The sequence below is a fragment of the Armatimonadota bacterium genome, from assembly GCA_031459715.1.
Taxonomy (GTDB): Bacteria; Sysuimicrobiota; Sysuimicrobiia; order Sysuimicrobiales; family Humicultoraceae; genus Humicultor; species Humicultor tengchongensis.
The window spans coordinates 175,374-201,417 of sequence record JAVKIA010000001.1 but is presented as its reverse complement, the minus strand read 5'-3'; the positions used below and the strand labels follow the sequence as shown (position 1 = coordinate 201,417).

Here is a 26,044-nt window from a genome sequence, read left to right as displayed (position 1 = left end):
CGGTGCATCCGTATGGCCAGTCAGTGCAGCCTCACCGCCTTGAATCGCTCCGTGGCCGCCCTGATACCTTCCTCCACCGGGAAGCGCTCGGCCGCGGAGCCGCCCATGAACCCCACCAGCCCGCGCGTGCGCTGCAACACGTAGGCAAAGTCCTCGGGGGTAGCGATGGGCCCGCCGTGACAGATGACCAGCCCATCGGCCCGCCGGGCCCGGACGGCGTCGATGATGCCCTGGACGCGCTCCACCGCGTCGTCCAGGGAGATGGCTGTGCGCATGCCCACGGTGCCCCCGACGGAGTTCCCCATGTGCGCGATGACCAGGTCCGCGCCCGCCGTCACCATCTCCTCGGCCTCTTCCGGTGTGGTCACGAACACCTGGGTGAAGAGGCCCCGACGGTGGGCCAGGTGCACCATCTCCACCTCTTTGTGAAAGCCCAGCCCCGTCTCCTCCAGCGCTACACGAAAGGTGCCGTCGATGAGGGCCACCGTGGGGCAGTTGTGAATGCCAGAGAACCCAGCCACCTGGACACGGTCCAGCAGCCTGGCCATCTCCCGCGTTGGGTCCACGCCCAGCAAACCAGCCACCACAGGGACCTCGCGCACCGCTGGGATCACCTCACGCTCCCCCATCTCCAGTGTCACCTGGTTGCTGTCGCAGATTGAGAGGTAGCCCGCCATCGAGGAGTGGCCCCACATGCGATAGCGGGCCATGGCGTAGGTGGCCACGATGTCCGCCCCGCCAATTTCTGCCATCTTGGCTGAGATCCCGGTCCCCGCGCCGACGACGTAGACCGGCCAGCCCTCGGCCACCGTGGCCCGCAGGCGCGCGGTGACCTCCTCTGCCCGGAACTGTCTTGCCAAGCCCCTCACCTCCCCGGCGACCTTCAGCGTGCTTGGTTCCTCCACTACACTCCGCGTCGCTTGGGGCCAGCCCTACGGCCGCCCGTGCGAGGCGCAACCCTCCATGGCCATTCACCGACCGCTTGCGTCATCACGCGCCCGAAGCTCCGCGATCAGCGCCTCAACCACCGGCCGCCAGTCTCCTACCACACCGATGTCCGCCGCGGAGAAGATGGGGGCTGTGGAGTCGATGTTGATGGCGACGATGGTGCGGGCTGCCTTCACGCCGGCCAGGTGCTGGCTGGCACCCGAGATGCCCACCGCGATATACAGCTCGGGGGCTACGGATCGGCCGGTCAGGCCGATCTGGCAGGATGGCGGCAGCCACCCTGCGTCGGTGGCTGCCCGTGAGCCTCCCACTGCCCCGTCGAGCAGTCGCGCCAGGTCCGCCAGCATCGCAAATCCCTCCGGCCCGCCCACCCCCCGCCCGCCGGAGACGACAACCCGCGCCTCCTCCAGATCCACGCCACCATCCTCCTCCCTGATACGCTCCACCAACTCCACCGAGTCCGCGCCCGGCGGCGGGGAGTGGTCCAGGTAGACGACAGCCCCCCGCCCACTCAGCGTGGCCGGGGGAAAGGCGCGCTCCCGGATGGTCGCAACCACCCTGGGGGGCAGCGCCAGGACCGCAGTGGCGCGTCCGCCGTAGACCGGGCGCGTGGCCACTAGCTGGCCGTCCACCCGGTCGAACCCGGTGACCTGGGTAACCACGCCCATCCCGGCACGCCAGGCCAGCCGGGGAGCCACGTCGCGGCCTGTGGCGTCGGCGGGCACAATGACGTGGGTGGCTTCCGCCGCGACTACCGCGGCCAGGAAGGCCTCCAGGTCGGCCTCCGGCCACCTGCCGTCCAGCCACTGGTGAGCGGCTGCGTAAGCCACCTCCACGCCGGCTTCGGCCAGGGCCTTTGCCAGCGCAGCCGCCTGGGAGCCGAACGCGGCTGCGGCCAGCCTGCCTTCCCCGAGCCGCACGAGCTGAGCGGCAGCCCCCAACAGCTCCCGCGTCGTCCGAGTGAGGAGGCGGGTCCGGTCGGTGACCAGTACCAGGACACGCATCAGGGGAGGAGACGACGGTCGCGCAGGAGCTGCACCAGGGCGCGCGCCTGGTCGGAGGGCGCGTCACCAGCCACCATCTCGCACCCAGCCCGGGGCAGTGTCAGACGCAGATCCACCAGCCGCGGGGAGGGCCGGACGGCCGTATGCGAAGTCAGCTCACCAGCCGGGAGCACCGCGATGGCCCGCCGCTCGGCCTGGAGGATCGCCCGCACGCGCGGCATGCGCGGCTGATTACCCCGAGAGCTGGTTATGGTGACCACAGCCGACCCCCGAACGCGCAAACGTTCGTACCCGTCCCTCACCGGCCGGGTGACCAGAAGGTAGCCGGGTGCCACGTCCACTGCGGTGGCGAAGGTGACACATGGCCAAGCCAGGATGCCCGCCACCAGAGGACCTGTCTGCTCCCAACCCCAGTCCGCGGACTGGCAGCCACAAAGGACCAGAGAGGCCCCCTGTCGCACCGCCACCGCGGCCAGAAGCGCAGCGATGACCCCGGAGTCCCGGTCGTCCGCTCCCTCCGGGTCGACGCGGAGAGCCTCGTCGGCTCCCATGGCCAGCGCCTTGCGCAGGACGCGCGTTGCAGCCTCGGGTCCCACCGTGGCGACCATCACCGCCGCCCCGTGGCGATCCTTGATCTGCAGCGCCACCTCCAGGGCGTGCTCGTCGTACACCGACGCCACCAGCGGGTGGCCGTCAGGCCGCTGGCGCAGGGCGACGGGATCGAGCTCGAAGAGTTCCGGCGGCAGGTCCGGTGTGATGACCTGTTTGACGGCTACCAGGATCCGCATCACCAGCATACCGGGCCTTCAGGCGGCCGCTCGCCGGATGAACCGGGCCCCCTTGAGCAGGAGCGATCGGTTGGCGCCGTCGGAGTGCAGGAAGGCCGCGGCGTCCCGCACCAGCTTCTCCACACCCATCTCCCGCATATAGCCGTACCCACCGTGCAGCTCCAGCGCCTTGGTCACCACCTGCCAGGCCACCCGGGAGGCGAAGACCTTGGGCAACGCGCCCAGAGTGGGGTCCCAGTACTCGCGGTGGTCGGCGGTGTAGGCTGCCTGGTAGGTGTAGGCCCGCGCCGCATCCAGGAGCATCCGCATCTCCGCCAGGTCCTGTGCGGTGGTGTCGTGGTCGATCAGCCGCCGGCCGCCCTGCACGCGCTCCCGCGCCCAGCGCAGAGTCCGCTCATAGGCCGCACCGGCCACCCCCAGGACGCTGGCGGCGGCATAGGCGTTGCTGGCCGGGAAGAACTGTACCAGGATGTCAAAGCCCCCGCCCACCTCGCCCAGGACGTGGTCGTCACCCAGACGGCAGTCCCGGAAGATCAGCTCGGCATTGTTCACCAATCGCTCGCCCATCTTGTCGTGCACGCGCCCGATAGAAAAACCCGGCGTGTCTCTCGGCACCAGAAAACAGGTGCTACCCTCCACCAGGCTCTTGCCGGGATCGGTCTGGGCAAAGACCAGGTAGAGCATCGCCCGGTTGCCGTTGCTGATGAAGTGCTTCATGCCGTTGAGCGTCCACACACCGTTCCGGCGCACAGCCGTCGTCCGGTAAGGCGCCTGGGGGCTGTCGTAGGGGATGATGTAGTTGGATGAGGTGTCCGGCTCCGTGATGGCGATGGCCAGCAACCCGCGGGGGTCAGCGGCGTAGGGCGGGATGAACCGGGCCGCCTGTTCCGGGGTGCAGGCCCGCTGCAGCGTCTGAGCGATCTTCAGGGTCTGGGCGAAGATCACCGCAACGCCCAGGTCGCCCTTGGCCAGCTCCTCGATCACCATGGCCGTGGTGAGCGAGTCAGCTCCGGCTCCGCCGTACTCCTCCCCCAAGGTCAGGGTGCGGATTCCCACGCGGGAGGCCTCCTCCACGATCTGCCAGGAGAAGCACTGCTCGGGGTCTTGGCGACGATCTAGCTCGGCAGCCACCGGGGCCACAACCCGCGCTACGAACTCGCGCACCAGCTCCAGCAGCTGTTGCTGGTGAGGCTGGACAGCAAATGGGTTTGCCATGGCTCACCTCCTCTTCATGGCCAGGTCCTTATACGTCCCCCGCGGCCCTGATCTCCCGGTACCAGTCGACGATCTGGGAGCCCGTCCAGAAGAGCACGCCCTCGTGTCGCCGCAGGTGGGCCAGGACCTGCTCCAGGTACCCGATGCGATGGGGGACACCGGTGATGTAGGGATGCACCGCTACGGCCATGATGCGGGCGCTGCGCTCTCCCTCGCGATAGTAGGTGGAGAACTGGTCCTGCGACCGGCGGAGGAGCTCCTGCGCGGGGTGGTGCTGGATCAGGAACATGGGGATGTCGTTGATCTCCAGCGAGTACGGCACCGCCACCAGGGGTGTCGTCGGTGTCAGGATTTCGTAGGGCTGGTCGTCGTTGGTCCAGTCGGCCACGTACTCGAACCCCTCCGCTGCCAGGTGGTCCAACGTCGCCCAGGTCTCCACAAGTCCCGGGCTCAACCACCCTCGCGGTCGGCGGCCGGTGGCTTTGGCGATGGCTTCCGCAGTCATGTGGATCACTTCGCGCTCCCGCTCCTCCTGGTGCAGGGGACGCTGCAGGTAGCCGTGGGCCAGGAACTCCCAGCGGCTCTCCAGCGCCGCCTCCACCAACCGCGGGTGAGTCGTGCACACCGCCCCGTTGATGGATAGCGTGGCGGGCACGTGGTAGCGGTCCAGCACCTCTCGCAGGCGCCAGAAACCCACCCGCAGTCCGTAGTCGTACCAACCGTAGTTGGTAACGTCCGGCACGTAGGATCCCCCGCCAGGGGCAGGAAGTAGCGTCCTGGGCAGGGGACGGGCAATGTCCCACAGCTCCACATTCACCACCACCCACACCGCCACGCGGGCCCCACCGGGTAGCCGCAGCGGCGGCCGGTCGACGATGGGAGAATAGGCAAACCTTGTGCCCTCAAGCATCCGTATCCCCTCTTCCCGCTTCCTGTTGCGCTCTACACGCCCAGGTAGCGCCGCTTGACCTCCTCCGCCGCGTCTAGCTCCTGTGGTGAGCCCTCGAAAACCACACGGCCCTTGCTCAGCACGTGCACGACGTCTGCCACCCGCAACGCCAGGGGGAGGTTCTGCTCCACGAGCAGGATGGATAGACCGCGCCGCCTCAGATCCAGCAGCACGTCCCGCAGCTCCATCACCAGCAGCGGGGCCAGGCCCTCCGAGGGCTCGTCCATCAGGAGGAACGCGGGATTGGTCATCAGGGCGCGGGCAATGGCCAGCATCTGCTGCTCGCCGCCGCTGAGCTTACCTCCCCTGTGGTGCAGACGCTCCTGCAGCCGCGGGAAGACCTCGAAGACGCGGGCCAGGTCCCACTCGTTTTTCGGGCTCTGCCGGGCCGCCACGGCAAGGTTCTCCAGCGCGGTGAGGGACGGGAAGATACGCCGCGCCTGGGGCACGATCCCCACACCCATGCGGGCGATCTCGTGGGAGGGACGGCGAGTGATGTCGGTGCCGCGGTAGACGATCCGTCCCCTGCGGGGCGGGGTAAACCCGATGATGGAGCGGATGAGCGTGGTCTTTCCCATCCCGTTACGCCCCAGCACCGCCACTACGCTGCCCTCGGCCACCTGTAGGGAGACCCCCTGCAGGATGTAGCTCTCGCCGTAGTAGGTGTGGATGTCCTCGATCTCCAGGATCGGCCGGCTGCTCATTTCACCCCTCGACCCCCAGGTAGATCTGCTGCACCTCGGGGTTGGCGCGGACCTGGTCGGTGGTGCCCTCCGCGATGACGCGTCCCAGGTGCAGGACCGTGATGCGCTCGGCGACCTCGAAGGCCACGTCCATGTCGTGCTCGATGAGCAGCACGGTGATGGATGGGTCAAGGGAACGGATGATGGCGATGAGCACTTTCACCTCGCCCGGGGAGAGACCCGCCGTGGGCTCGTCCAGCAGCAGCAGCTTTGGCCTGCTGGCCAGGGCCAGAGTTACCTCGATCTGCCGCTGCTCTCCATACGAGAGGCTGGTGATGGGCAGGGCGTGCTTCTCCCACAGGCCCATAGGCTCCAGCAGGCGGCGGGCATCCCCGAATAGATCCCGGTAGGCGGCCAGGGGGCGGTGCGCGGCCAGCTTCAGGCGCCGGGTCCCCAGCAGCGCCAGCAGCACGTTCTCCAGCACTGAGAGGGTTGGAAAGAGGTTGGTGATCTGGAAGGTCCGACCCAGCCCCAGGCCGCAGCGACGGTGGGGCGGCAGGCGAGTGATGTCCCGGCCGAACAGCACCACCCGCCCCGCCGTGACCGGGAGCTCCCCGGTGATGAGGTTGAAGAGGGTGGTCTTGCCGGCGCCGTTGGGGCCGATGATGGCCCGGCGTTCGCCCCGACGCACGACCAAGCTCACCCCCTCCAGGGCGTGCAGCCCGCCGAAGTACTTGCTCACCTCGACCAGGGCCAGGCAAGTCTCGTCTTGGTGGTCGGTCATCGCACCTCCCGGGGGCGCCTCCGCCTTACTAGCGGCAGCCGGACAGCGGCGGAAAGTCCCGCGTGTAGAGCGGCTGCTGCAAGAACTTCTGCGGGTCGTACTTCCAGAACTGCGACACGTTGAAGAAGGTGTAGATGACGGTATTCTGCAGGGTACCGGCTACCTTCTCCACGCGGCGCACGTAGACGTTGTGGATGGGGTTGTTGTACTTATCGAGCTTGATGGGCCCGCGGGCCGCATCGAACAGCTCCACCATCTTCAGCGCGTTGATGAAAGCTGTCTTGTCCTCCACGTTGCCCCGGATGCGGCGGACGGCGGCGTCGATCCAGCGACCGGTGCTGTAAAGCGATTCGGCGTAGTAGGAGGGTGCGGTTCCGAACTTGGCCTTATAGGCGTCCACGAAGCGCTTGGCGTGATCGGTGGCCAGGGCCGCGGACCACTGCAGCGCGGTGATGGTCCCAATGGCCTCATCCCCCATACTGCGCAGCAGGCTCTCATCGGTGAGGACGCCGCCGCCGATGAGCGGCAGCCGGGCCTTCAGCCCGAACTCCTCGTACTGCTTCATGAAGCGGATCGCATCCGCCCCCACCTCCAGGGCGAAGATGGCGTCCACGTCGCGGCGGAGCTGGGCCAGGAAGGGACCGAAGTCCGGGGTCCCCAGGGGGTTCCAGATCTTCTGCACCACGCACCCACCCAGGTCCTCAAAGCTCTTGTGGAACCCCCCTACCACCTCGTACCCGAAGGCATAGTCATTGGCAATGGTGGCGACCTTCCGGTACCTCAGGGTTTTGTAGACGTACTCGGCGAAGGGGTGGGAGGGCTGGCTGCTGGCCCACCCAGTGCGGATGATGTAGGGGCTGCCGACGCGCTGGGTGAGGTCGTCTGCGGCGACGATAGGAAACAGCGTGATGGCCCTGAAGCGGGTAACGTAGTCGCGGACCGCATACCCCTCGGTGGCCAGCAGGCCCACCATCACCAGGTGGACGCGGTCCCGCTCTACCAGCTTACGTGTCTTGGTCAGGGCGTTGGCCGGGACGCCACCCGTGTCCTCCATGATGAACTCGACCCGGCGGCCGGCCATGGTGCGGTTGATTGATTCAAGATAGAGCTCGAACCCGTTAAGCATGTCCTTGCCGCTGGCCGCCACCAAGCCGGTGAGTGGCCAGGCGGCACCGATCTTGATGGGTCCTTGCTGGGCCCAGCCCGTGGGCGGGACCCCACCCAGCGTGGCCACGAGCACCAGCACCGCGCACAGTGCTACGACCATCGACCTTCTCATACGCTCTCCTCCCCTCCAGTGGGATTCTGTTGCGGTGCAACCTCCTCTATGGGTCTCACCTCCGCCCTGGGCTCCGCTTCCCTCACCACCGCCCGCTCCAGGCGCCTCCACAACTCCTGCGCCGCACCCAGGATGCCGCGCGGCGCGTAGAGCACGGTGAGCACGTACACCAGCCCCAGAATCAGCAGCCAGCGGTGGGTGTAAGCACTGACCAGGTTGCGCAGGAAGACCACAACTCCCGCGCCGATCACGGGACCAAAGAGCGTGCCGGACCCGCCCAGCAGCACCATGAGGACGGCTTCCGCGGAACCGGTCAGGTGGACGTCCGCGGGGCTGACGAAGCCGTTGTAGAAGACGTAGAGGACGCCACCGAGCCCGGAGAAAGTTCCGGCCACCACGAAGGCCACGTACTTGTGAGCCCAGGTGTTATAGCCCAGCACCCGCATGCGAGACTCGCTCTCCCGGATGCCCCGCAGACTGAGCCCGAACGGCGATCTCACGAACCGGTAAAGAACCAGCGCGGCCAGGACCACCACACCCAGGATCAGGTAGTAGAGGTTGGTGGGATCGCTCAGCGACCAGGGCAACCCCACCTCCGGCGGAGGGATCCCCGCCAGTCCGTTGTCACCCCCGGTGAGAGAGACCCAGCGGTAGGCCAGACCCCACGTCGCCATGCCCAGGGCCAGTGTGATGATCAGAAAGTAGACGGCGGTGGCTCGGAGTGCCACCAGGCCAAACAGCAGGGCCTGCACGAAGGCCACCAGCACCCCGCCCACCCCCGCGGCCAGCGTGGGCAGGCCATAGCGCAGTGCCAGGATTCCCACGGTATAGCCCCCGACCCCGAAGTACGCTGCGTGACCGAAGGAGACCAGCCCGGTGTAGCCCATAAGCAGGTCCAGGCTCATGGCCATGGTGCCGTAGACGAGCGTCAGGATGAGGAGGTGTACGAAGTAGACCGGCACGATCCGTGGCACGACCAGAAAGGCAGCGGCCAGGGCGGCCAGCGCCACGGGACGGAGCACCCGCAGGACGCTGCGCAGTGAGCTCACCCCTTCCCGAAAAGCCCGGTGGGCCGGATGGCCAGCACCAGCGCCATGGGCAGGAACAGCGTGAAGTAGGACAGCTCGGGGAAGAGCGCCTTCCCAAAGTTGTCCACCAGTCCCACCAGCAGGCTTCCGGCCAGCGCGCCATGCAAGCTGCCCAGCCCGCCGATGATCACTACGGCGAAGGCGAGCGGGATAACCTCGAAATCGGCCCCCGGGTAGACGCCCAGGAACGGCCCGCCCACCACGCCCGCCAGTGCCGCCAGGCCTGCGCCCACAGCGAACATGGCGGTGAGAATCCGTCCCACGTTGATCCCCAGCCCCCTGGCCATCTCTTGGTCGTCCACCGCCGCGCGGACAATGGCCCCCAAGCGGGTTCGCTCCTGGATCAGCCACAGGAACAGGTACACCAGCACGCCTACCGCGATCACAACCAGGCGGTAGGCAGGGAAGACCGAGGGGCCGATCTCCACGGAGAAGGCGACCATTCTTGGCGTGGGGAGGCGCTGGGGGTCGCCCCCCCACAGCCAGAGCGCGATGTCAGCGAACATGAAGGCCGCACCCATGGTGAGCAGGACTTGAGGCTGTGGCTCCGCGTGGAACCGTGCCAGCAGGAAACGCTGCATACCCACGCCGATGAGCGCTACGGCCGCCACCGCCCCCAGCAGCGCCAAGCCCAGCTGCCCGCTGAACTTCAGTGCCGAAAGGGCCACGTAGGCACCGATCAGGTAGTAGGAGCCGATGGCGATGTTGACGATGCGCATCAACCCAAACATCAATGAGAGCCCGCTGGCCAGCAGAAAGAGAAGAGCCCCAAAGGAGAGCCCATTCAGCGTCTGCCCTACCCAGAACTCCATCGCTCACCCCGATCGCACCAATCGCCCCGCCTGCCATAGGGGACCATTCCGCCGCCACCCCCACTCAGTCCCACCAGTACTCCGGGTGCTCGCACAGGGTGAAGCGCTCCGCCCCCTTGTCGGTGATGCAGATGTTCTCCTCCAGGCGTACCGTCTGCTCCAGGCCGGGGAAGCCACTGAAGGTCTCGATGGCGAAGTACATGTTCTGTTTGATCTCGGCCGGATACTTGAAGGAGTAGGCGCGGGACACCCACATGCCCTCGTACAGCGACAGGCCGATGCTGTGGGCGAACTGCTGCAGGCTGACGCTGCCGTACTTGTCGTCGTCGTACTCGGGGAACTGCGCCGCCACATCCGCCGTGGTGGCGCCAGGCTTCATGGCGGCGATGCCGGCGTAAAGCGAGTCGTAGCAGCGCTTGAACAGGTCCTTCTCCTGCGGAGTGGGCTTGGCCGCCACCTTCCAGCAGCGGACGAAGTCGATGAAGTAACCCCCCGGCCCCACGGCGTTGATGTCCACGATCATCAGGTCGCCCTGGCGGATCACCTTGTCGGTGTGCCAGCGGCGGTAGGGGCTGGTGTTGCCTCCGCTGGCCACGATGATGTCGTAGACGAAGTCGAACCCGCTGCGGTAGAGGTACTCGTTGACCTTGGCGCAGACCTCAGACTCGCGCACGCCGGGCTTGGCCCACTCGTGCATAGCCATCCACATGGCCGCATCCCCGTGGGCGGCGGAGATCTTCAGACACTCGATCTCGTCCGGGGTCTTGATCACCCTGGCGGCGGACATGGCCGGCCAGGCGTTGACGATGTTCAGCCCCAGCCCGGTCAGCGCCTGGTAGGCCATCATGTCCATGACGTCGATGCCGATGCGCTCCATGTGCACCCCGTGCTCCCGCAGCACGTCGTAGACGCTCTGGGCCATGCGCTGAGCCATCTCCGGCTCCGCCCCCTCCGACCACTTCCAGGTAATGGCGGGGCGCACTTCGGTCTCCAGCCAGGGGGCGTCAATCTGGGCGCAGACCATGTCAGAGCCCACGGTCTCGAAGAGCACCGGCTGGCCGCCGCGGGGAAGGACGCAGTAGCGGATGAAAATGTTGTTTTTCCAGTTGCCCTGCCAGACGCCGGTCACATAGCGGATGTTCTCCCCCACGAACAGCACCAGCCCGCCCAGGCCGTGGCGCTCCATCTGCTCCCGCGCCCGCTGCAGACGGGCGGCGCGCATGCGGGCGAAGTCCACACGTCCCTGCCAGTCGGTGGCGGTGGTGCTGTAGACGCGCCGCGGCTGGTACTCGTGATATCCCTGAAGAAACTCGTGGTAGGCCATACTCATCCCTCCTTCACCGCAGGCTTGAGCTCCCAGTGCAGTAGCCGACGGGCGGTGCGGCCAAGAATGCAGGCCGTCGCCTCCGGCTGCAGGCCCAGGCGGCGTACCCGGACCACAGGCCCCTCGTCGGCCATGTCATAGGGGGCGTCGCTGCCCAGCACCACCTGCCGGATGCCCACCCGCTGCACCAGGAACCGCAGGGTGATGTCGTCGTGGGTCACCGTGTCGAAGTAGAAGTGTCGCAGGTAAAAGGACGGCGGCGCCTGGATGGCCTGCCGGCACTCCGGACGCTGCCGGTGGGCGTGGTCCAGTCGTCCCAGCAGCATGGGCAGGACCCCTCCGGCATGCGCCAGCACCACCCGCAGCGACGGGTAGCGGTCGAAGGTACCAGCGTAGATCAGGCGCGCCGCCAGCACCGCAGTCTCCACGGGGAAGCCCACACTGTTGAACAGGTGGCAGTGCGCCAGCACATCGGCGCCCAGGTGGGTCTGGGGGTGGATGAACACCGGGAGGTCCAGGGCCACGGCCAGCTCCCACAGGGGGGCGAATTCCGGGGCATCCAGGTAGCGTCCCCGCACCGTGGTGGCCAGGTAGACCCCCCGCATCTGCAGGGTGCTGGCCCGCTCCATCTCCCGCAGCGCCGCCGGGACGTCCTGCAGCGGCAGCGTGGCCAGCCCCACGAACTGATCCGGGTAGGCCCGGGCCAGCTCGCTGATCCCGTCGTTGAAGGCCTGGGCCAGAGCCACACCCAGGTCGGGCGGCGCCCAGTAGACCATGGGCGGGGACAGCGAGAGGGCCTGGGCGGTAATCCCCGCCTGCTCCAGACTGGCCCGGCGGGCCTCGGCGTCCACGAACAGCGGCGCCAGCGGCACCGGGGGATGCCCGGGCATGGTCAACCACTCCACCCCCTCCCGCCGCTGCAGCGACGCCCCATGGGGCTCGCCGTGGGAGCGTATTAGCCGCAGGAAGGGCTGGGGGAAGAAGTGGCTGTGCACATCCACGGTGTCCATGGATCAGCCGGGATGCACCTCGCGGCCGGTCGGCGCGGCGGCGGGAGGACCCAGCACCAACTCGGCCAGGCCGCGGAACTCCTCGTCGCCAAGCAGCCGCTTGGTGGTCAGGGAGTGCTCCTTCACCCGCACTAGCAGCTCGTCGACACGCGGGTCGCCGGGGGACAGGTCGTAGCCCAGGCGGCTGAGGAAGTATAGGATGGAATCGCGGCCGCTGCCCTTGCCCAGTACGATCTCCGCCGGGGGCTGGCCCACCAGTCCCCAGTGGAAGGGAAACAGCTCCACCGGCCGCTTCTCCTGCAGGCGGGCCAGCCAGGTGGCGATGATCCCCGACTCCACCTTAAAGAGCATGTCGCCCACGATGGGCCGGTTTGGAGGCAGGGTGATCCCGGCCAGCTCGCGCACCAGGCGGGAGAGGTCGTAGAAGGTCTCGGTGCGCAGGCCCGTGTCGATGCCGTAGAGGGTGAGCAGGGCCAGGGCCAGGTCCTCCAGGGCGCAGTTGCCGGCGCGCTCCCCCAGGGAAGAGACCGTCACATGCGCCACCTCCACCCCCAGGGAGAGGGCTATCAGCGTATTGGCCACCGCCATGCCGAAGTCGTCGTGGAAGTGGGCCTCCAGGGGTTTGTGGATGCGCGCTTGCACCTGCCGGGTGAAGTAGCTGATGGCGTGGGGCGAGGAGCCTCCGAAGGTGTCCACCAGCACCAGGGCGTCCATGTGCCCCTGGGTGGCCACCTGCTCGATGAGGTTCAGGAACCAACCCGGCTCGGCGCGGGTGGCATCGATGGGGAAGAAGACCACGTATAGCCCCTGCTCGTGGGCGAAGCGGGTGGCCTCCACGGAGAGGTCGATGGCCTTTTGCAGGGGCCACTGGTAGCCCAGCTCGATGATGTGCTCGCTGCTGGGGATCTCTACCACCACCCCCTCAACGCCGCAGTCCACGGCCCGCTGGATGTCCGAGACCATACAGCGGGAGAAGGCGAAGATCTTGGGGCCCAGGCGGCGCCTGACGATCTCCCGGATGGCCTCCTCGTCCGCTGGGGAGACTGTGGCCATCCCCGCCTCGATGCGGTGCACCCCGGCCTCGGCCAGCTTCTCGGCGATGCGGATCTTGTCATCCCTGGTGAAGACCACCCCCGCCTGCTGTTCGCCGTCCCGCAGGGTGATGTCGTGGAAGATAATCTGCTGGGGGAACCTGAGCTGGGCGCGTACCTCCTCGCTGAAGTTGTGCGGGCTGGTGAACCACCGCTCGCTGAACCAGGGTGTCGCCATCAGGACCCTCCTCTCGTACCTGGTGCCTGGACCACGTTCACGGGGTAGCGCGGCGGTTGACCCGTGAGCACCCGGGCCACCTCCTCCGCCGCCTTGCGTTGCAGCTCCTGCAGCGACTCCTCGGAGTAGAAGGCCACATGGGGGGTGAGAACCACCTGCGGGGCCTGCAGCAGGGGGTGGCCGGCAGGCGGCGGCTCGCTCTCCAGGACGTCCAGCGCCGCCCCGGCGATCCAGCCCTCCTGCAGCGCCTGCAGCAGCGCCGCCTCGTGGACGATGGGGCCCCGCGCCGTGTTGATCAGGTAGGCGGTGGGCTTCATGCGGCGCAGCTCGGCCTCGCCGATCAGTCCCCTGGTTTGCGGGGTAAGGGGCGCGTGCACCGAAACAAAGTCGGCCCGGGCCAGCAGCTCCCCCAGCTCCACCTGGCGTGCTCCGTACGCCTCGCAGGTGGCAGCATCCAGGTAGGGGTCGTAGGCCAGCACCGTCAGGCCCAGGGCCCGCGCCTTGGCCGCCAGGAGCCGGGGGATCTTGCCGAAGCCCACCAGCCCCAGCACCTGCCCCCGCAGGCGGCGGATGGGCACAGCGTCTCTGGCCTCCCAGCGGCCGGCGCGCACCCCCCGGTCCAGGAAAGCCACCTTACGGGCGCAGGCCAGCAGCAGGGCCAGGGCGTGGTCGCTCACCTCCTCGATGCAGTAGTCTGGCACGTTGGTGACCACAATGCCCCGCTCTGTAGCTGCATCTACATCCACGTTGTCCACGCCGATGCCGTAGCGAGCGATGACCCGACAACGCTGTGCCCGCTCGATGACCCGACGCGTGACCGGGGCGTAGCAGACCAGCAGGCCATCTGCATTGCCCACCGCCTCTGCCAGCTCGGCTTCGCTGCCCGCCTGCATGGCCACCAGCTCGGCACCGGCGGCCCGCAGGACCGCCCGCTCCACCTCCAGGGAAGGAAAAACGTAGTCGGTGACCAGCACCATCCAGCGGCCCACCGTCACACCTTGTTGCCGCTACCGCCCTCCAGGCGCGCCGGTCGCGGTTACCCTGGGCGACCGGGCGCGCGCGACGCTGCAGAGACAGGTTCCCGGGAGAGATACGCCACCAGTTCCCGGCACGCCGCCCCCAGGTGCCTCTCCAGGGCGGTGATGGCCCTGCGAGTGTCGCGCCGCCGCACCGCTGCCAGGATGCGGCGATGCTCCTGCTGCGACCGGGGCTTGAAGTTAAGCAGCGAGATGTAGATGCGCATGTAACGGTCGACGTTGGCTCGCATGGTGTTGATCAGGTCCAGCAGGCGAGGGCGGTTGGCCGGGGTATAGAGAACGGCGTGAAAGTCCCGGTTCAGCTGGCTCCAGCGGAAGATGTCCGTCTCCGCGTCGATGGCCTCCAGAATCGCCTCGGCCCGCCGCAGGTCCTCGGCGCTGATGCGGGGGAGAGCCAGGCGGAGGGCGGTGCACTCCAGGGGAATGCGGATATCGTAGATCTCCTCCACCTCGGCGGCCGAGAGTTCGGAGACAACCACGGCGCGGTGTGGGTTGAACTTGACCAGCCCCTCGGCCTCCAGCTGCCGCAGGGCTTCGCGTACGGGAATCCGGCTCACGCCCAGCTGCGCCGCCACCTCATCCTGGGGGAGAGGCTCCCCGCCGCGGAGAATCCCCCTGAGGATAGCCTCGCGCAGCACCTCCGCCACCAGGTCAGGCGCGCTGCGCCGCTTGCCCAGTTGCGTGGCCAGGTCTCCCAGAGAGAGCATGTATATTGTATCTTCTATACAAGGATACCTTCTCCTCCCGCGTCCCCGGTCTTCCTCCTGCGCCCCGCCTGGACAGCCGGCAGTCCCGCTACAGCCCCGGCCCACCCGTACCAGGCGGCTTGCCCCGCTGCCGCAAGCGGCGTTGCCGCCGCACCGGGACCATGGCCGCAACACGGGGCTCCTCTCGCCACCCGCGGCAGTGGTGTGCGCATCCGGCGAAAGGGAAACGCGCGCGTCCTGTAGAACCGTGGCGCAGCGGGTGCTTCGCGGAACATCCACCAGGCCAGGGGTCTGTCCGAGAAATCCGGCAGAGTAGATGGCAGGACCCCGAGGGGATTGCCTGCGATTCTTGGGGTGCCCCGGGCGAGAACACCCAGGTCAGGAGGGGCGGAAAGGAGGTTGACATGGACCGGACAAATGGGTGGCGCAGGAGGTTGGCTCCAGTGCGGATCGTCATCCCGTCGTTGCTGCTCGCGGCGCTCCTGGCAGGCGCCGCAGGCGCTGTGGGTTCGTCTGCCCACGCAGGAGCAGCGAATGCGACCCTGGCGATCCTGCACTTCAGCGTGATCAAGGGGACGACCTGGTCCGGCGCCCACCACCGCGCCGCCCAGCGCATCGCCGAGAAGTACCCCAACGTGAAGTACGTCTACCGCGAAGAAGTGGGACCGGACCTCACCGTGCCCTACGCCGAAGAGTTGATCCGGCAGGGCGCAAACATCGTGGTGGGGAATGCCGAGTTCATGGGCCTTCCCCTCAAGGACATCGCCGACAAGTACCCCAAGGTCTACTTCGGGTCCGTGGTGGCCAGCGATGTGACCACCAAGCGCAACTTCATCCGGTTCTTCCCGCGCCAGTACCAGGCCCTCTACCTGGAGGGGCTGATCGCCGCCGCCCTCACCCGCAGCGGGAACATCGGCATCGTCTCTGCCTTCCCCAACGTGCAGGTCATCCGCCGCCAGGCCGGCTTCTTCCTGGGGGTACAGGACGGGGCCAAGGCCCTGGGCAAGAAGGTCACCGTCTACGTGAAGTACGTGGGAGACTGGTACAAGCCCGCGGAGGAGCGCGAGGTGGCCACGACCCTGGTGCGTCAGTACAAGGTGGACGTGATCACCCAGCAGACCGACTCCGGCTCCCCGCTGGACGTGGCCCAGGAGCGCAAGATCTGGTTCGTGGGCAAGGACATGGACGTGGTGGGCTTCTACGGGTGGTCCAGTACCGACACGGTAGCCGTCTCCTTCGACACCCGCTGGGAGGTCCTCTACGAGCGCATGGTGAAGGAGTGGCTGGCCGGCAACCAGACCCCGCGCACCCTGCTCTACCTGGGTATGCGGGATACCATGACCCTGGCCGACGGCACGGTGGAGCCCACCGTGGACATCATGAACAACAAGAAGGTGGGGGTGGACGCCATCAGCCCCAAGGCGCGGCCGCTCATCCCGGCCTCCATCCTCCGCCTGGTGAGCCAGCGCCGCGAGCAGATGATGAAGGGGCAGTGGGATCCGTTTTTCGAGCACGCCTTCATCAGCAACGGCACCGGGCTGGCCCTCAAGGACACCCCGATTCCCGCCAAGGGGAGGGTGGTGAAGAAGGCGCGGCAGACGCCGTCCGACACATGGCTGCTGGGGAAGTTCAACTTCGACCTCAACGGGATAACTATCCTGAAGTGAGGTGGGTGCCGGCCGCGGGCCCCGGCAGGGTCCAGCGGCCGGCCGTTCTTTCCCCAAACGGATGAGGTCATGACCGTACCGGCTGAGCGCGCGGGGACCGAGCCCCTCCTCGCGGCCCGCGGCATCAGTAAGCGCTTCCCCGGGGTGCTGGCCCTGGACCGGGTGGACTTCGAGGTCCAGGCGGGCGAGGTGCACGCGGTCCTGGGGCAGAACGGCGCCGGCAAGACCACCCTGATGAATATCCTCTTCGGCCTGGTGCAGCCCGACGCGGGTGCCCTCTACCTGCGGGGGGGGCGGGTGCACTTCCGTTCGCCCCACGACGCCATCGCCCAGGGGATCGGGATGGTGCACCAGACCCGCCGCCTGGTGGCCGCGCACACGGTGCTGGAGAACATCGTCCTGGGGCACCCCCGCATACGCGGCCTCCTCAACCTGCGCGCCGCCCGTGCCGAGGTGGAGGCCCTGTGCCGCCGCTACGGCTTTGCCGTCGACCTGGGGGCCAGGGTGTGGCAGCTCTCGGAGGGGGAGCGGCAGTGGGTGGAGATCCTCAAGGCCCTCTACGGGGGGGCGCGTATCCTCATCCTGGACGAGCCCACTTCGGTGCTCACGCCCCCTGAGGTCAAGACCCTCCTGGCCGGCCTGCAGACCCTGGTCCGCGACCGGGGCGTCACCGTCCTGCTAGTCACCCACAAGCTGCCCATTGTCATGGCCGCCAGCCACCGAGTGACGGTCTTCCGTTCCGGAAGGGTCGCCGCCCGCCTGTGGACGGCGGAGGCCACCGAGGAGACCCTGGTGCAGCACATGATCGGCCGCGAGGTGGCCTTCCGCACCGTGGAGCGATCCGTCGGCGCGGGGCATCCCCTGCTGCAGGTGGAGCAGCTCTCCGCCTTCAACGACCGGGGCCTCCTGGCCCTGCGCGGCGTATCCTTCGCCCTGCGCGCGGGCGAGATCCTGGGCGTGGCTGGCGTCAGCGGGAACGGTCAGGAGGAGCTGGCCCAGGTCCTGGCAGGGCTGCGTCCGGCCAGCGGGGGGCGGATCCGCTTCGATGGCCGCGACGTGACCCACCTCTCACCCCTGGAGCGGTGGCGCATCGGGATGGGCTACATCCCGGCGGAACGAACCGAGGTGGCCTCCATCGCCTCTTTCTCCCTGGTGGAGAACACCGCGCTCACCTACCACTTCGACCCGGCGTACACGCCACGCGGCCTGCTGGACCAGGCGGGCCTGGGCCGGCTCACGCGGCACATCCTTTCCACCTATAATGTGGTGGCTCCCCATCACCACGCTCCGGCGCGGCACCTCTCCGGAGGCAACCTGCAGAAGCTCATCCTAGGCCGGGTGCTCTCCCGCCGCCCCCGCTTCCTCATCGCCCACCTCCCCACGCAGGGGCTGGACGTGGAGGCGACGGCGTTCGTTAGGGCCAAGCTCCTGGAGGCCCGGGAGGAAGGGGCGGCGGTTCTGCTCATCTCCGAAGACCTGGACGAAATCCTCTCCCTCAGCGACCGGGTGGCGCCCATCTACGAAGGGCGATTCGTCGCCGTCCTCCCCCGGGAGCAGGCCGACGCCGAGATGGTGGGCGCCATGATGGCCGGATCGCGGCCGCAGGAGACCCGCCTGCGGTGAGGCTGGGGCGTCACGAGCTGACCCTGGAGCCGCGGCCCGCGCTGCCTGCCGTCTACGCGGTACTGGGGGCGGTTGTGGCCATCCTGCTGGCCCTGGTGCTGGCCAGCGTCCTCTTCCTTTCCGCCGATGCTCCCCTCTTCGCCGCCTACCGCACGGTCTTCTCCTACGCCTTCTTCAACCCCCACGGCGTCCTGGCCACCGCCCAGCGCTCCATCTACCTCCTGTTGTGCACCTACGCCTTCCTCGTGCCCCTGCGGGCCGGCCTGTGGAACATCGGGCTGCCCGGTCAGGTGTACGCCGGGGCGCTGGCGGCCTTCGCTGTCCCCTTCGCCCTGCGCGCCACGGGATCGCCCCCCGCCCTCCCGGCCGGAGTCCTGGTCGCCCTCATGGTCGCGGCTGCGGCCACCGCGGGCGCGGCCCTGGGCGGCTTTGCTGGCCTGCTCCGCGCCAGGCTTCAGGTGAACGAGATCCTGGTCACCATGATGCTGAACTCGATCCTGGTCTGGCTCGTGGCGTACATGATCAAGGAAGGCGGACCGTTCATGGGTGCCACGGCCGAAGGGGAGAGCTTCAGCCTACCCCCGCCGCTGTACGCGCCTCTCTTGCAGGGGGTGCCCTTCACCGCGCTGCTGGCCCTGGGGGCGGCGGTCTTCCTGGATCTTCTCTTCGCCAAGACCGCGCTGGGCTACCGCATCCGGGCCTTCGGTGAGAACCCCTCCGCCGCCCGGTACGGCGGCATTATCCCTGTGACCCTCTCCCTGTTCGTCTTCCTTCTGGGCGGCGCCTTCGCCGGTCTGGCCGGCTACCACTACTTCGCCGCCGTCCCCGGTGTGTACAAGATCCCGGGGAACTACGGCTACTATGGGGACCTGGGGTTCTACGGTATCATCTCCGCCCTGATTGCCCGCGGCTCATCCCTGGGCGCTGTCCCCATCGCCGTCCTCTTCGCCGGCCTGTCCCTGGGAGCCAGGTTCGCCCAGGGAGCGTTGCGCCTCCCCTTCGGGGTGGATTATGCGCTTCTGGGCCTGCTCATGATGACGTTTATCGCCTCCCACGTCCTCTATCAGTTCCGCCTGATCTGGCGGCGGGTCGAGGCCCAGGCCCCGGCCATCGCGGCGGAGATGTCCAGGGAGTAGCGGCTGTGTGGGAGCTGCTGGCACGCAGCCTGGAAGCGTCCACCGTCTTCCTCTTTGCAGCGCTGGGCGAGCTGGTCGACCAGCGCGCCGGCGTCCTCAACGTGGGGCTGGAGGGCCTGATGCTGTTCGGGGGTACTGCGGCCTTCATCACCGCCCAGACCACGGCGAGCTACCCGCTGGGCTTCCTCGCCGGCATGGCCCTGGGTGCGTTCCTGGGCCTGGCCCACGGTTTCTTCTCCATCACCCTGCGGGGCGACCAGGTAGTGAGCGGGATGGGCCTGTGGATCCTCAGCTTCGGCCTGACCACCTACCTGGGCGGCCCTCGCACCGGCCCCCTGGGGCTGGAGCGGATCCCCGGTGTCCTGGGCCTCTCGCCGTTCTTCCCCATCGGGGTCATCCTGGTGGCGGCTGTCTGGTTCCTCCTCTTCCGCACCAGCCTGGGGCTGGCCATCCGCTCCGCGGGGGAGAACCCGGCGGCTGCGGAGGCCTCCGGCGTCTCCGTGGTGGCCATCCGCTACCTCTGCGTCATCGGCGGCGGCACGCTGGCCGGCCTGGCCGGGGCTACCTACACGCTCTCCTACAACCCCGTGTGGACCTACAATTTCCTCATGGGCTGGGGGTTTGTCAGCCTGGCTCTGGTCTTCTTCTCCATGTGGAACCCCTGGATCTTGCTGGCGGGAGCCTCACTGTTTGGGGTGATGTGGCAGCTCTCGCTGAGCCCGGAGCTGGTCCTCCCGGGGGTGCTCTCACGCTACGTGTGGCGCACGGTGCCCTTCGCCATCACCATCCCCATCCTGGTGGTCATCTCCACCTCCTGGTTCCGCACCCGCTGGGGCTTGGCCAAGCCCGAAGCTCTGGGTCGGTCCTATGTGAAGGGCTAAGCGCCGCGGCGGCAGAGCAGCCCGTACTCCAGGCTGTCCACCAGCGCCAGCCAGCTAGCCTCCACCACGTTCTCGGAGACCCCCACCGTCCCCCAGGTGCGCTCCCCGTCCGAGGACTCGATCAGCACCCGTACCCGCGCCGCTGTGGCTGCATCCGCGTTGAGCACCCGCACCTTGTAGTCGGTCAGGCGGATGGCCCGCAGCTCGGGGTAGAAGCCGTCCAGGGCCTTGCGCAATGCCCGGTCCAGGGCGTGAACGGGTCCGTTGCCCTCGGCGGCGGTGTGCTCCTCCACCCCGTCCACAGAGAGCTTGATGGTGGCCTCGGCCCGCGCGGAATCCCCGGACTTGCTCACCGTCACCTGGAACCAGTGCAGGGTAAACAGCGGCCGTTGCGTCCCTAGCAGGCGCCGCATGATCAACTCGAAGGACGCCTCGGCGCCCTCGAACTGGTAGCCTTCGTGCTCCAGCGCCTTCAGCCGCGCCAGGATCTCCGCCACCTCGGGCCGGGAGCGGTCCAGCGGAATGCCCACCTCGGCGGCCTTATACAGGACGGTGGCCTGCCCCGACAGGTCGGAGACGATGATCCGGCGGCGGTTGCCCACCTGCTCCGGGGCGATGTGCTCGTAGGTGGCCGGGTCGGCCATCACCGCGCTGACGTGCACACCGCCCTTGTGGGCGAAGGCGTTGCGGCCCACAAAGGGCTGGTCGTCGTCGGGCGCGCGGTTGGCCAGCTCGCTGACCAGGCGGGAGACCTCGGTGAGCCGGCCAAGGGAGTTCCCAGGCAGGCAGGAGTACCCCAGCTTCAACTGCAGGTTGGGAATCACCGAGCAGAGGTTGGCGTTGCCGCAGCGCTCGCCGTAGCCGTTGACCGTCCCCTGGACGTGTTCCGCCCCCGCCTGCACCGCCGCCAGGGTATTGGCCACGGCCAGCTCGCCGTCGTTGTGGCTGTGGATGCCCAAAGGCCCTCCCACCTCCGCCGCCACCCGCTCCACTCCGGCGCGAATGTGCTCGGGGAGCGCGCCTCCGTTGGTGTCGCACAGCACCAGGACGTCGGCCCCCGCCTGTCGGGCCGCCCGCAGCGTAGCCAGGGCGTAGTCGGGGGCGGCCCGCAGCCCGTCGAAGAAGTGCTCGGCGTCGTAGATCACCTGGCGCCCGGCGCGCTTGCAGTAGATCACCGAGTCGGCGATCATGCGCAGGTTCTCCTCCAGGGTGGTGCGCAGGGCAGTGCGCACGTGCAGGTCCCAGCTCTTGCCGAAAAGGGCCACCGCGGGGGTGCCCGCCTGCAGCAACGCCTGCAGGTTGGCGTCGTCTTCGGGCCGCCGCTGCGGGCGCCGGGTGCTGCCGAAGGCCACCACCGTGGCGTGGGTCCAGCGCAGGTGGCGGGCGCGCTCGAAGAAGGCCAGGTCCTTGGGATTGCTGCCTGGCCATCCGCCCTCGATGAAGTCAATGCCCAGCTCGTCCAGGAGGCGGGCGATACGCAGCTTATCCTCGGCGGAGAAGCTGATACCGGCCCCCTGGGTGCCATCCCGCAACGTGGTGTCATAGACGACGATCCGCCTGCCCATGGTCGCATCCTCCCCGGATGACAAAAGCCCGAGAGACCGATTCCGGGAGGAACCTGCCCCTCAGGCTTTGCTCCTGACGGAGTGGCGGCCATCTCCGGCCGCCCGCGCCGCGTGAACCGACCGGCCCTTGTGGGAGCCGTGGATTCTGGGGCGCGCTTCCTCGCCGCGGCTGCCACTGCCGGCCGCGGACCCCGTGGACTTGCAGCGGACGATAGCAAGGAGAGGCGGGAGCTGTCAAGGGACCCCGACGCGTGCTGCGAACCTCCGCTCTCCTCCAGGAACCGCGATCGCCGTCTTGGCTCTTGACAGGGGGCGGGTCAGGGCTTGGTGCCCAGGTGCAGCACGGAGATGCCGCGCGTCAGGAGGTGATAGCGCACCTGCGCAAACCCTGCTTCGCGGATGAGGTCACTGAGCTGCTCCGGATCGGGCCACTGGCGGATGGAGTCGTGCAGGTAGCGGTAGGCATCGTGCCGCCCGGAGAGCCAGCCGCCGCAGCGCGGGATCACCGTGCGCGAATAGAGGTCGTAGAGCGCTCGGAACCACGACGGGCGAGGCTGCCCGAACTCCAGCACCACCAACCGCCCTCCGGGGCGCAGCACCCGGTGCATCTCGCGCAGCGCCCGGGCAGGGTCCGCCACGTTGCGCAGGCCGAAGGCGATGGTCGCCGCGTCCACCGTCGCGTCGCCTAGCGGCAGGGCCTCGGCATCTCCCAGCAGCACGGTAGCGCCGGCCAGCCGCCGGCGTGCCAGGCGGGCGGCCGCTGCGGCCACCATGCCCGCGGCAAAGTCGACACCGAGCACCCGGCCGCCGGGGCCGACGATGCGGGCAAGCCCCACCAGCAGGTCCCCCGTCCCGCAGCACACGTCCACCGCCCGGCCGCCGGGGCCCAGAGCAGCGGCCCGCACAGCGGCACGCTTCCAGACCAGGTGCAGGCCGCCGCTGAGCAGGTGGTTGAGGAGGTCGTAGCGTCCGGCGATGGCGTGGAAGGCGTCGCGCACCCACCACCGCGGCACCGCGGCCGGCAGGGCGACGCCCGGTACGCTGCGCGGGCCGGTGGGCTTTCCGGGAACCGAAGGCACGAAACGCGCCTGGAGCTCGCGGCGCATCACCTTCCCCCCGGCCGACCGCGGGAGCTCCGTGACGAACCAGACGCGCCGCGGCACCTTGTAGCGGGCCAGGCGTGCCGCGCAGAACGCTTCCAGCGTAGCGGCGTCCACGCTGGCCCCTGGGCGGACGACCACGGCCCCGGCGACCGCCTGGCCCCACAGGGGGTCCGGCATCCCGAAGACACCGGCATCGGCCACGGCGGGGTGGGCCCGCAACGCCTCCTCCACTTCAGAGGGGTACACGTTTTCACCGCCGGTGATGATGAGGTCATCGCGGCGGTCCACGACGAACAGATCACCGTCGGGATCGACGTAGCCCAGATCGCCGGTATGCAGCCATCCACTGCGCAGCACCCGCGCGGTCTCCTCGGGCCGGTTCCAGTAGCCAGCCATGACCGTGGGGCCGCGCACCAGGATCTCCCCCACCTCGCCGGGCGGTGCATCGATGCACAGCTCCACCGGGAACAGCGGCCGGCCGGATGCACCGACCTTCCGCGGGAACTCCCACGGCGGCAGCGTCGCCACCTGCGAGGCTGCTTCCGTCAGCCCGTAGGTGGGGGCTGCGGGCACGCCCAGGGCCACGCACCGGTCGAGGAGGTCGCGGCCCGTCGGCCCGCCTCCCAGCAGCACAGCGCGCAGCGTCGGAGGGAACGGCCGATCCCGGCGGGCGTCCAGCATGCGCTGGAGCATGGGAGCCACCAGCGAGACCAGGGTCACCTCCCCTGCGTCCACGGCCCGGTTGGCGGCCTCCGGGTCGAAGGCATCGTGCACGACCAGGGGAGTGGCGTACAGCACACCGCGCCACAGCAGAGCCAGACCGCCGACATGGAAGAAGGGCAGCACCGCCAGCCAGGCGTCCCCGCGGTGCGCACCCAGGAGCAACGCCGAGCCCGCGGCATTCCACCAGTGGTTGCCGAAGGTGAGCTGTGCCCCCTTGGGGCGGCCCGTCGTGGCCGAGGTGTAAACGATGCCCTGCACGCGGGAGAGGTGCCACCGGTCGTCCAGCGTCACCTCGCCCTCGGGCTCCCGGGCCAGCTCCTCTACGACCACCAGGCAGAGGTCCGGGGAGATCCCGGGTACCTGTGCGGCCGTACGCTCCTCGCACACCAGCCACCGGGCGCTGCTGTCCGTCAGCTGCCAGGCAATCTCCGGCGGGGCCAGGCGCGTGTTCAGCGGTACCATCACGGCGCCTGCGCGCGCCAGGCCGAAGGTCACCTCGACGTAGGCCGGGCCGTTGCGCAGGAGGACCGCCACGCGGTCGCCGGCTGACACACCCGCATGCCTCAGGCGTCGGGCCAGAGCCCCAGCCCGGCGGTCGAGGTCGGTGAACGTCAGCCGCTCGGCGCCGGCAACCAGCGCCAGGTGGCTTGGGGAGACGGCGGCGCGGTAGGCGAGCCAGTCGGGGGTGTGCAGGGCCGCGTGGCCCGCGTCGGTCTGCCTCACAGCAGGCCGGCGCCCAAAAGCGCCCCGTAAACCAGGTGCAGCCGGGCCGTGCGCTTCAGGACGGCCACCAGCGCGGGCGCCTCATGGTGCCACCACGCGGCGTGCCCCAGCGCCAGGAACTCGGGCAGGGCCAGCCAGGGCAGCCAGAACCACCGCCCGGCCAGCCCGGCCAGCCGCAGAACCGGCGGTGCGGCCACGGCGGCGGCCAGCAAAACCTCGTAGAGCACACGGGTCCGATCCGGACCCAGGCGCACCGCCAGGGTGCGCTTGCCCGCCAGGGCGTCGCTGGCCACATCGCGCAGGTTGTTGGCGACCAGGATCGCTGCGCACAGCAGGCCCACCGGGACCGAGGCCGCCAGCGCGGCCGGGCTGATCCGTCCCAACTGAACGAAGGCGGTTCCGGCGGTGGCCACGACGCCGAAGAAGAGGAAGACGAACACTTCGCCCAGGCCGTGGTAGCCGAGCGGCCAGGGCCCAGCGGTGTAGGCTAGGGCGGCCAGGATGGAAAGTCCCCCCGCCGCCAGCACCGGCCACCCCCACCGCCAGACGAAGAGAAGCCCCACCAGCGCCGCCAGGCCGAAACATGCGTAGGCGCCGGCCAGCACTTCGTGCGCCGCAAGCCAGCCGGCCTGGGTGACGCGGGGCGGACCCAGTCGGTGTGTCGCGTCGGTGCCACGCAGGAAGTCCGCGGCATCGTTGTGGAGGTTGGTGCCGATCTGGATGGCCAGGGCCACCACCAGCGCCCCCAGCGCTGCCGGCGCGTCAAACCCGCCTGCAGCGGCTGCGGCGCCGCTGCCCACCAGCACCGGGGCCACGGCCGCCGGCAGCGTGGGGATACGCGCCGCATGCACCCAGGCGCGCCGGCGGGAGACGGGCCGGCGCTCCGGAGCCACGGAAGGGCGGGCAGTCACGGATAGCGGGGGAACCTGGAGAAGTCGGGTCGGCGCTTCTGGAGAAAGGCGTCGCGCCCTTCCTTTGCCTCATCGGTCAGGTAGTACAGCAGCGTGGCGTCGCCGCCCAGCTGCTGGATGCCGGCCAGTCCGTCCGTGTCGGCGTTGAACGCCGCCTTGAGCAGCCTGATGGCCAGCGGGCTCTTCTCAAGGATTTCCCGGGCCCACCGGATGCCCTCCTCCTCCAACTGTTCCAGCGGCACCACGGCGTTGACCAGCCCCATCTCCAGCGCCTGCTGCGCCGTGTACTGGCGACATAGGTACCAGATCTCCCGGGCCTTCTTGTGACCCACGATGCGGGCCAGGTAAGTGGACCCGTAGCCCGCGTCGAACGAGCCGACCTTTGGCCCGGTCTGGCCGAAAACAGCGTTCTCGGCGGCGATGGTGAGGTCGCAGACGGTGGCCAGCACGTTGCCGCCGCCGATGGCGTAGCCCGCGACCAGCGCGATCACGGGTTTGGGAAGCACCCGGAGCAGCCGCTGCAGGTCCAGCACATTGAGGCGTGGGATTCCCGTCTCGTCCAGGTAGCCGGCGTCTCCGCGCACGCGCTGGTCCCCGCCCGAGCAGAAGGCCTCGGTCCCCGCTCCGGTGAACAGGATGACCCCCACGGCTGGGTCCTCGCGGGCGTGGGTGAAGGCGTCGATCAGCTCGACGATGGTCTGCGGGCGGAAGGCGTTGCGGACCTCAGGCCGGTTGATGGTGATCTTGGCCATCCCATCAGCCTGTTCGTAGACGATATCTGTGTACTCACGTACTTTCATCCAGTTCACGGGCAT

Annotated in this window: 23 protein-coding genes; 4 read left to right on the top strand and 19 right to left on the bottom strand. The window is 68.7% G+C overall.

The genetic code is table 11. The features are described from left to right. Window positions 1-20: 20 nt before the first annotated feature. The 15 genes from QN152_00945 to QN152_00875 form a co-directional block, all read right to left on the bottom strand. A complete protein-coding gene (locus QN152_00945; GenBank protein MDR7538084.1) occupies window positions 21-860 on the bottom strand; it encodes a phosphoenolpyruvate hydrolase family protein in 840 nt (279 codons plus the stop codon). Between the two features lie 111 nt (window positions 861-971). Continuing rightward, complete coding sequence (locus tag QN152_00940; protein ID MDR7538083.1) at window positions 972-1,952, bottom strand: electron transfer flavoprotein subunit alpha/FixB family protein; 981 nt, start codon at window positions 1,950-1,952, stop codon at window positions 972-974. Then, a complete protein-coding gene (locus QN152_00935) occupies window positions 1,952-2,749 on the bottom strand; it encodes a hypothetical protein (protein ID MDR7538082.1) in 798 nt (265 codons plus the stop codon). Before QN152_00935 ends, QN152_00940 begins: the two co-directional genes overlap by 1 nt. Window positions 2,750-2,758: 9 nt before the next feature. Next, entirely contained in the window at window positions 2,759-3,955 is a 1,197-nt protein-coding gene (locus QN152_00930; GenBank protein MDR7538081.1) for an acyl-CoA dehydrogenase family protein, read from the bottom strand. A 28-nt stretch (window positions 3,956-3,983) separates the two neighbouring features. Continuing rightward, entirely contained in the window at window positions 3,984-4,865 is an 882-nt protein-coding gene (locus QN152_00925) for a polysaccharide deacetylase family protein (protein ID MDR7538080.1), read from the bottom strand. A gap of 32 nt (window positions 4,866-4,897) precedes the next feature. Further along, on the bottom strand, window positions 4,898-5,608 hold the full coding sequence (locus QN152_00920) for an ABC transporter ATP-binding protein (protein MDR7538079.1): 711 nt from the start codon (window positions 5,606-5,608) through the stop codon (window positions 4,898-4,900). 1 nt (window position 5,609) lies between these two features. After that, window positions 5,610-6,371: an ABC transporter ATP-binding protein gene (locus QN152_00915; protein MDR7538078.1), complete on the bottom strand. Its 762-nt coding sequence runs from the start codon at window positions 6,369-6,371 to the stop codon at window positions 5,610-5,612. 28 nt (window positions 6,372-6,399) lie between these two features. Next, window positions 6,400-7,650 (bottom strand): ABC transporter substrate-binding protein, encoded by a 1,251-nt coding sequence (locus QN152_00910; protein ID MDR7538077.1) that lies wholly within the window; start codon window positions 7,648-7,650, stop codon window positions 6,400-6,402. Beyond that, window positions 7,647-8,699 (bottom strand): branched-chain amino acid ABC transporter permease, encoded by a 1,053-nt coding sequence (locus tag QN152_00905; protein MDR7538076.1) that lies wholly within the window; start codon window positions 8,697-8,699, stop codon window positions 7,647-7,649. The genes QN152_00910 and QN152_00905 overlap by 4 nt, the downstream gene beginning before the upstream one ends. Next, window positions 8,696-9,550 (bottom strand): branched-chain amino acid ABC transporter permease, encoded by an 855-nt coding sequence (locus tag QN152_00900; protein MDR7538075.1) that lies wholly within the window; start codon window positions 9,548-9,550, stop codon window positions 8,696-8,698. The genes QN152_00905 and QN152_00900 overlap by 4 nt, the downstream gene beginning before the upstream one ends. A gap of 64 nt (window positions 9,551-9,614) precedes the next feature. After that, window positions 9,615-10,880 carry a Xaa-Pro peptidase family protein gene (locus tag QN152_00895; protein ID MDR7538074.1) on the bottom strand — a complete coding sequence of 422 codons (1,266 nt, stop codon included), beginning with the start codon at window positions 10,878-10,880 and terminating at the stop codon, window positions 9,615-9,617. Further along, window positions 10,877-11,884: an amidohydrolase family protein gene (locus QN152_00890; GenBank protein MDR7538073.1), complete on the bottom strand. Its 1,008-nt coding sequence runs from the start codon at window positions 11,882-11,884 to the stop codon at window positions 10,877-10,879. Before QN152_00890 ends, QN152_00895 begins: the two co-directional genes overlap by 4 nt. Window positions 11,885-11,887: 3 nt before the next feature. Continuing rightward, window positions 11,888-13,153: a pyruvate carboxyltransferase gene (locus QN152_00885; protein MDR7538072.1), complete on the bottom strand. Its 1,266-nt coding sequence runs from the start codon at window positions 13,151-13,153 to the stop codon at window positions 11,888-11,890. Then, entirely contained in the window at window positions 13,153-14,142 is a 990-nt protein-coding gene (locus tag QN152_00880) for a C-terminal binding protein (protein MDR7538071.1), read from the bottom strand. The genes QN152_00885 and QN152_00880 overlap by 1 nt, the downstream gene beginning before the upstream one ends. Before the next feature lie 47 nt (window positions 14,143-14,189). Further along, window positions 14,190-14,897, bottom strand: coding sequence for a GntR family transcriptional regulator (locus QN152_00875; GenBank protein ID MDR7538070.1), 708 nt, complete (start codon window positions 14,895-14,897; stop codon window positions 14,190-14,192). A 443-nt stretch (window positions 14,898-15,340) separates the two neighbouring features. On the opposite strand from QN152_00875, the gene QN152_00870 reads away from it, so the two are divergent. From QN152_00870 to QN152_00855, 4 genes are all read left to right on the top strand, one after another. Next, window positions 15,341-16,564 (top strand): BMP family ABC transporter substrate-binding protein, encoded by a 1,224-nt coding sequence (locus QN152_00870; GenBank protein ID MDR7538069.1) that lies wholly within the window; start codon window positions 15,341-15,343, stop codon window positions 16,562-16,564. 69 nt (window positions 16,565-16,633) lie between these two features. Beyond that, complete coding sequence (locus QN152_00865) at window positions 16,634-18,187, top strand: ABC transporter ATP-binding protein (protein ID MDR7538068.1); 1,554 nt, start codon at window positions 16,634-16,636, stop codon at window positions 18,185-18,187. Beyond that, entirely contained in the window at window positions 18,184-19,323 is a 1,140-nt protein-coding gene (locus QN152_00860; protein MDR7538067.1) for an ABC transporter permease, read from the top strand. The genes QN152_00865 and QN152_00860 overlap by 4 nt, the downstream gene beginning before the upstream one ends. A gap of 5 nt (window positions 19,324-19,328) precedes the next feature. Continuing rightward, window positions 19,329-20,204 carry an ABC transporter permease gene (locus QN152_00855; protein MDR7538066.1) on the top strand — a complete coding sequence of 292 codons (876 nt, stop codon included), beginning with the start codon at window positions 19,329-19,331 and terminating at the stop codon, window positions 20,202-20,204. Here QN152_00855 and cimA read toward each other — a convergent pair. The 4 genes from cimA to menB all read right to left on the bottom strand — a co-directional run bounded on the left by cimA (window position 20,201) and on the right by menB (window position 26,044). Continuing rightward, complete coding sequence (gene cimA, locus QN152_00850) at window positions 20,201-21,769, bottom strand: citramalate synthase (GenBank protein ID MDR7538065.1); 1,569 nt, start codon at window positions 21,767-21,769, stop codon at window positions 20,201-20,203. The genes QN152_00855 and cimA overlap by 4 nt on opposite strands. A 317-nt stretch (window positions 21,770-22,086) precedes the next feature. Beyond that, on the bottom strand, window positions 22,087-24,318 hold the full coding sequence (gene menE, locus QN152_00845; protein ID MDR7538064.1) for an o-succinylbenzoate--CoA ligase: 2,232 nt from the start codon (window positions 24,316-24,318) through the stop codon (window positions 22,087-22,089). Further along, window positions 24,315-25,229 carry a 1,4-dihydroxy-2-naphthoate polyprenyltransferase gene (locus tag QN152_00840; protein MDR7538063.1) on the bottom strand — a complete coding sequence of 305 codons (915 nt, stop codon included), beginning with the start codon at window positions 25,227-25,229 and terminating at the stop codon, window positions 24,315-24,317. Before QN152_00840 ends, menE begins: the two co-directional genes overlap by 4 nt. After that, window positions 25,226-26,044, bottom strand: a complete 819-nt coding sequence (gene menB / locus QN152_00835) for a 1,4-dihydroxy-2-naphthoyl-CoA synthase (GenBank protein MDR7538062.1) — start codon at window positions 26,042-26,044, stop codon at window positions 25,226-25,228. The genes QN152_00840 and menB overlap by 4 nt, the downstream gene beginning before the upstream one ends.

What these genes read in the sequence shown, in the direction of transcription:
- QN152_00940 (MDR7538083.1), bottom strand. Translation starts at nt 1,952, where the DNA reads ATGCGTGTCCTGGTACTGGTCACCGACCGGACCCGCCTCCTCACTCGG.
- QN152_00935 (MDR7538082.1), bottom strand. Translation starts at nt 2,749, where the DNA reads ATGCTGGTGATGCGGATCCTGGTAGCCGTCAAACAGGTCATCACACCG.
- QN152_00930 (MDR7538081.1), bottom strand. Translation starts at nt 3,955, where the DNA reads ATGGCAAACCCATTTGCTGTCCAGCCTCACCAGCAACAGCTGCTGGAG.
- QN152_00925 (MDR7538080.1), bottom strand. Translation starts at nt 4,865, where the DNA reads ATGCTTGAGGGCACAAGGTTTGCCTATTCTCCCATCGTCGACCGGCCG.
- QN152_00920 (MDR7538079.1), bottom strand. Translation starts at nt 5,608, where the DNA reads ATGAGCAGCCGGCCGATCCTGGAGATCGAGGACATCCACACCTACTAC.
- QN152_00915 (MDR7538078.1), bottom strand. Translation starts at nt 6,371, where the DNA reads ATGACCGACCACCAAGACGAGACTTGCCTGGCCCTGGTCGAGGTGAGC.
- QN152_00910 (MDR7538077.1), bottom strand. Translation starts at nt 7,650, where the DNA reads ATGAGAAGGTCGATGGTCGTAGCACTGTGCGCGGTGCTGGTGCTCGTG.
- QN152_00900 (MDR7538075.1), bottom strand. Translation starts at nt 9,550, where the DNA reads ATGGAGTTCTGGGTAGGGCAGACGCTGAATGGGCTCTCCTTTGGGGCT.
- QN152_00895 (MDR7538074.1), bottom strand. Translation starts at nt 10,880, where the DNA reads ATGAGTATGGCCTACCACGAGTTTCTTCAGGGATATCACGAGTACCAG.
- QN152_00890 (MDR7538073.1), bottom strand. Translation starts at nt 11,884, where the DNA reads ATGGACACCGTGGATGTGCACAGCCACTTCTTCCCCCAGCCCTTCCTG.
- QN152_00885 (MDR7538072.1), bottom strand. Translation starts at nt 13,153, where the DNA reads ATGGCGACACCCTGGTTCAGCGAGCGGTGGTTCACCAGCCCGCACAAC.
- QN152_00875 (MDR7538070.1), bottom strand. Translation starts at nt 14,897, where the DNA reads ATGCTCTCTCTGGGAGACCTGGCCACGCAACTGGGCAAGCGGCGCAGC.
- QN152_00865 (MDR7538068.1), top strand. Translation starts at nt 16,634, where the DNA reads ATGACCGTACCGGCTGAGCGCGCGGGGACCGAGCCCCTCCTCGCGGCC.
- cimA (MDR7538065.1), bottom strand. Translation starts at nt 21,769, where the DNA reads ATGGGCAGGCGGATCGTCGTCTATGACACCACGTTGCGGGATGGCACC.
- menB (MDR7538062.1), bottom strand. Translation starts at nt 26,044, where the DNA reads ATGCCCGTGAACTGGATGAAAGTACGTGAGTACACAGATATCGTCTAC.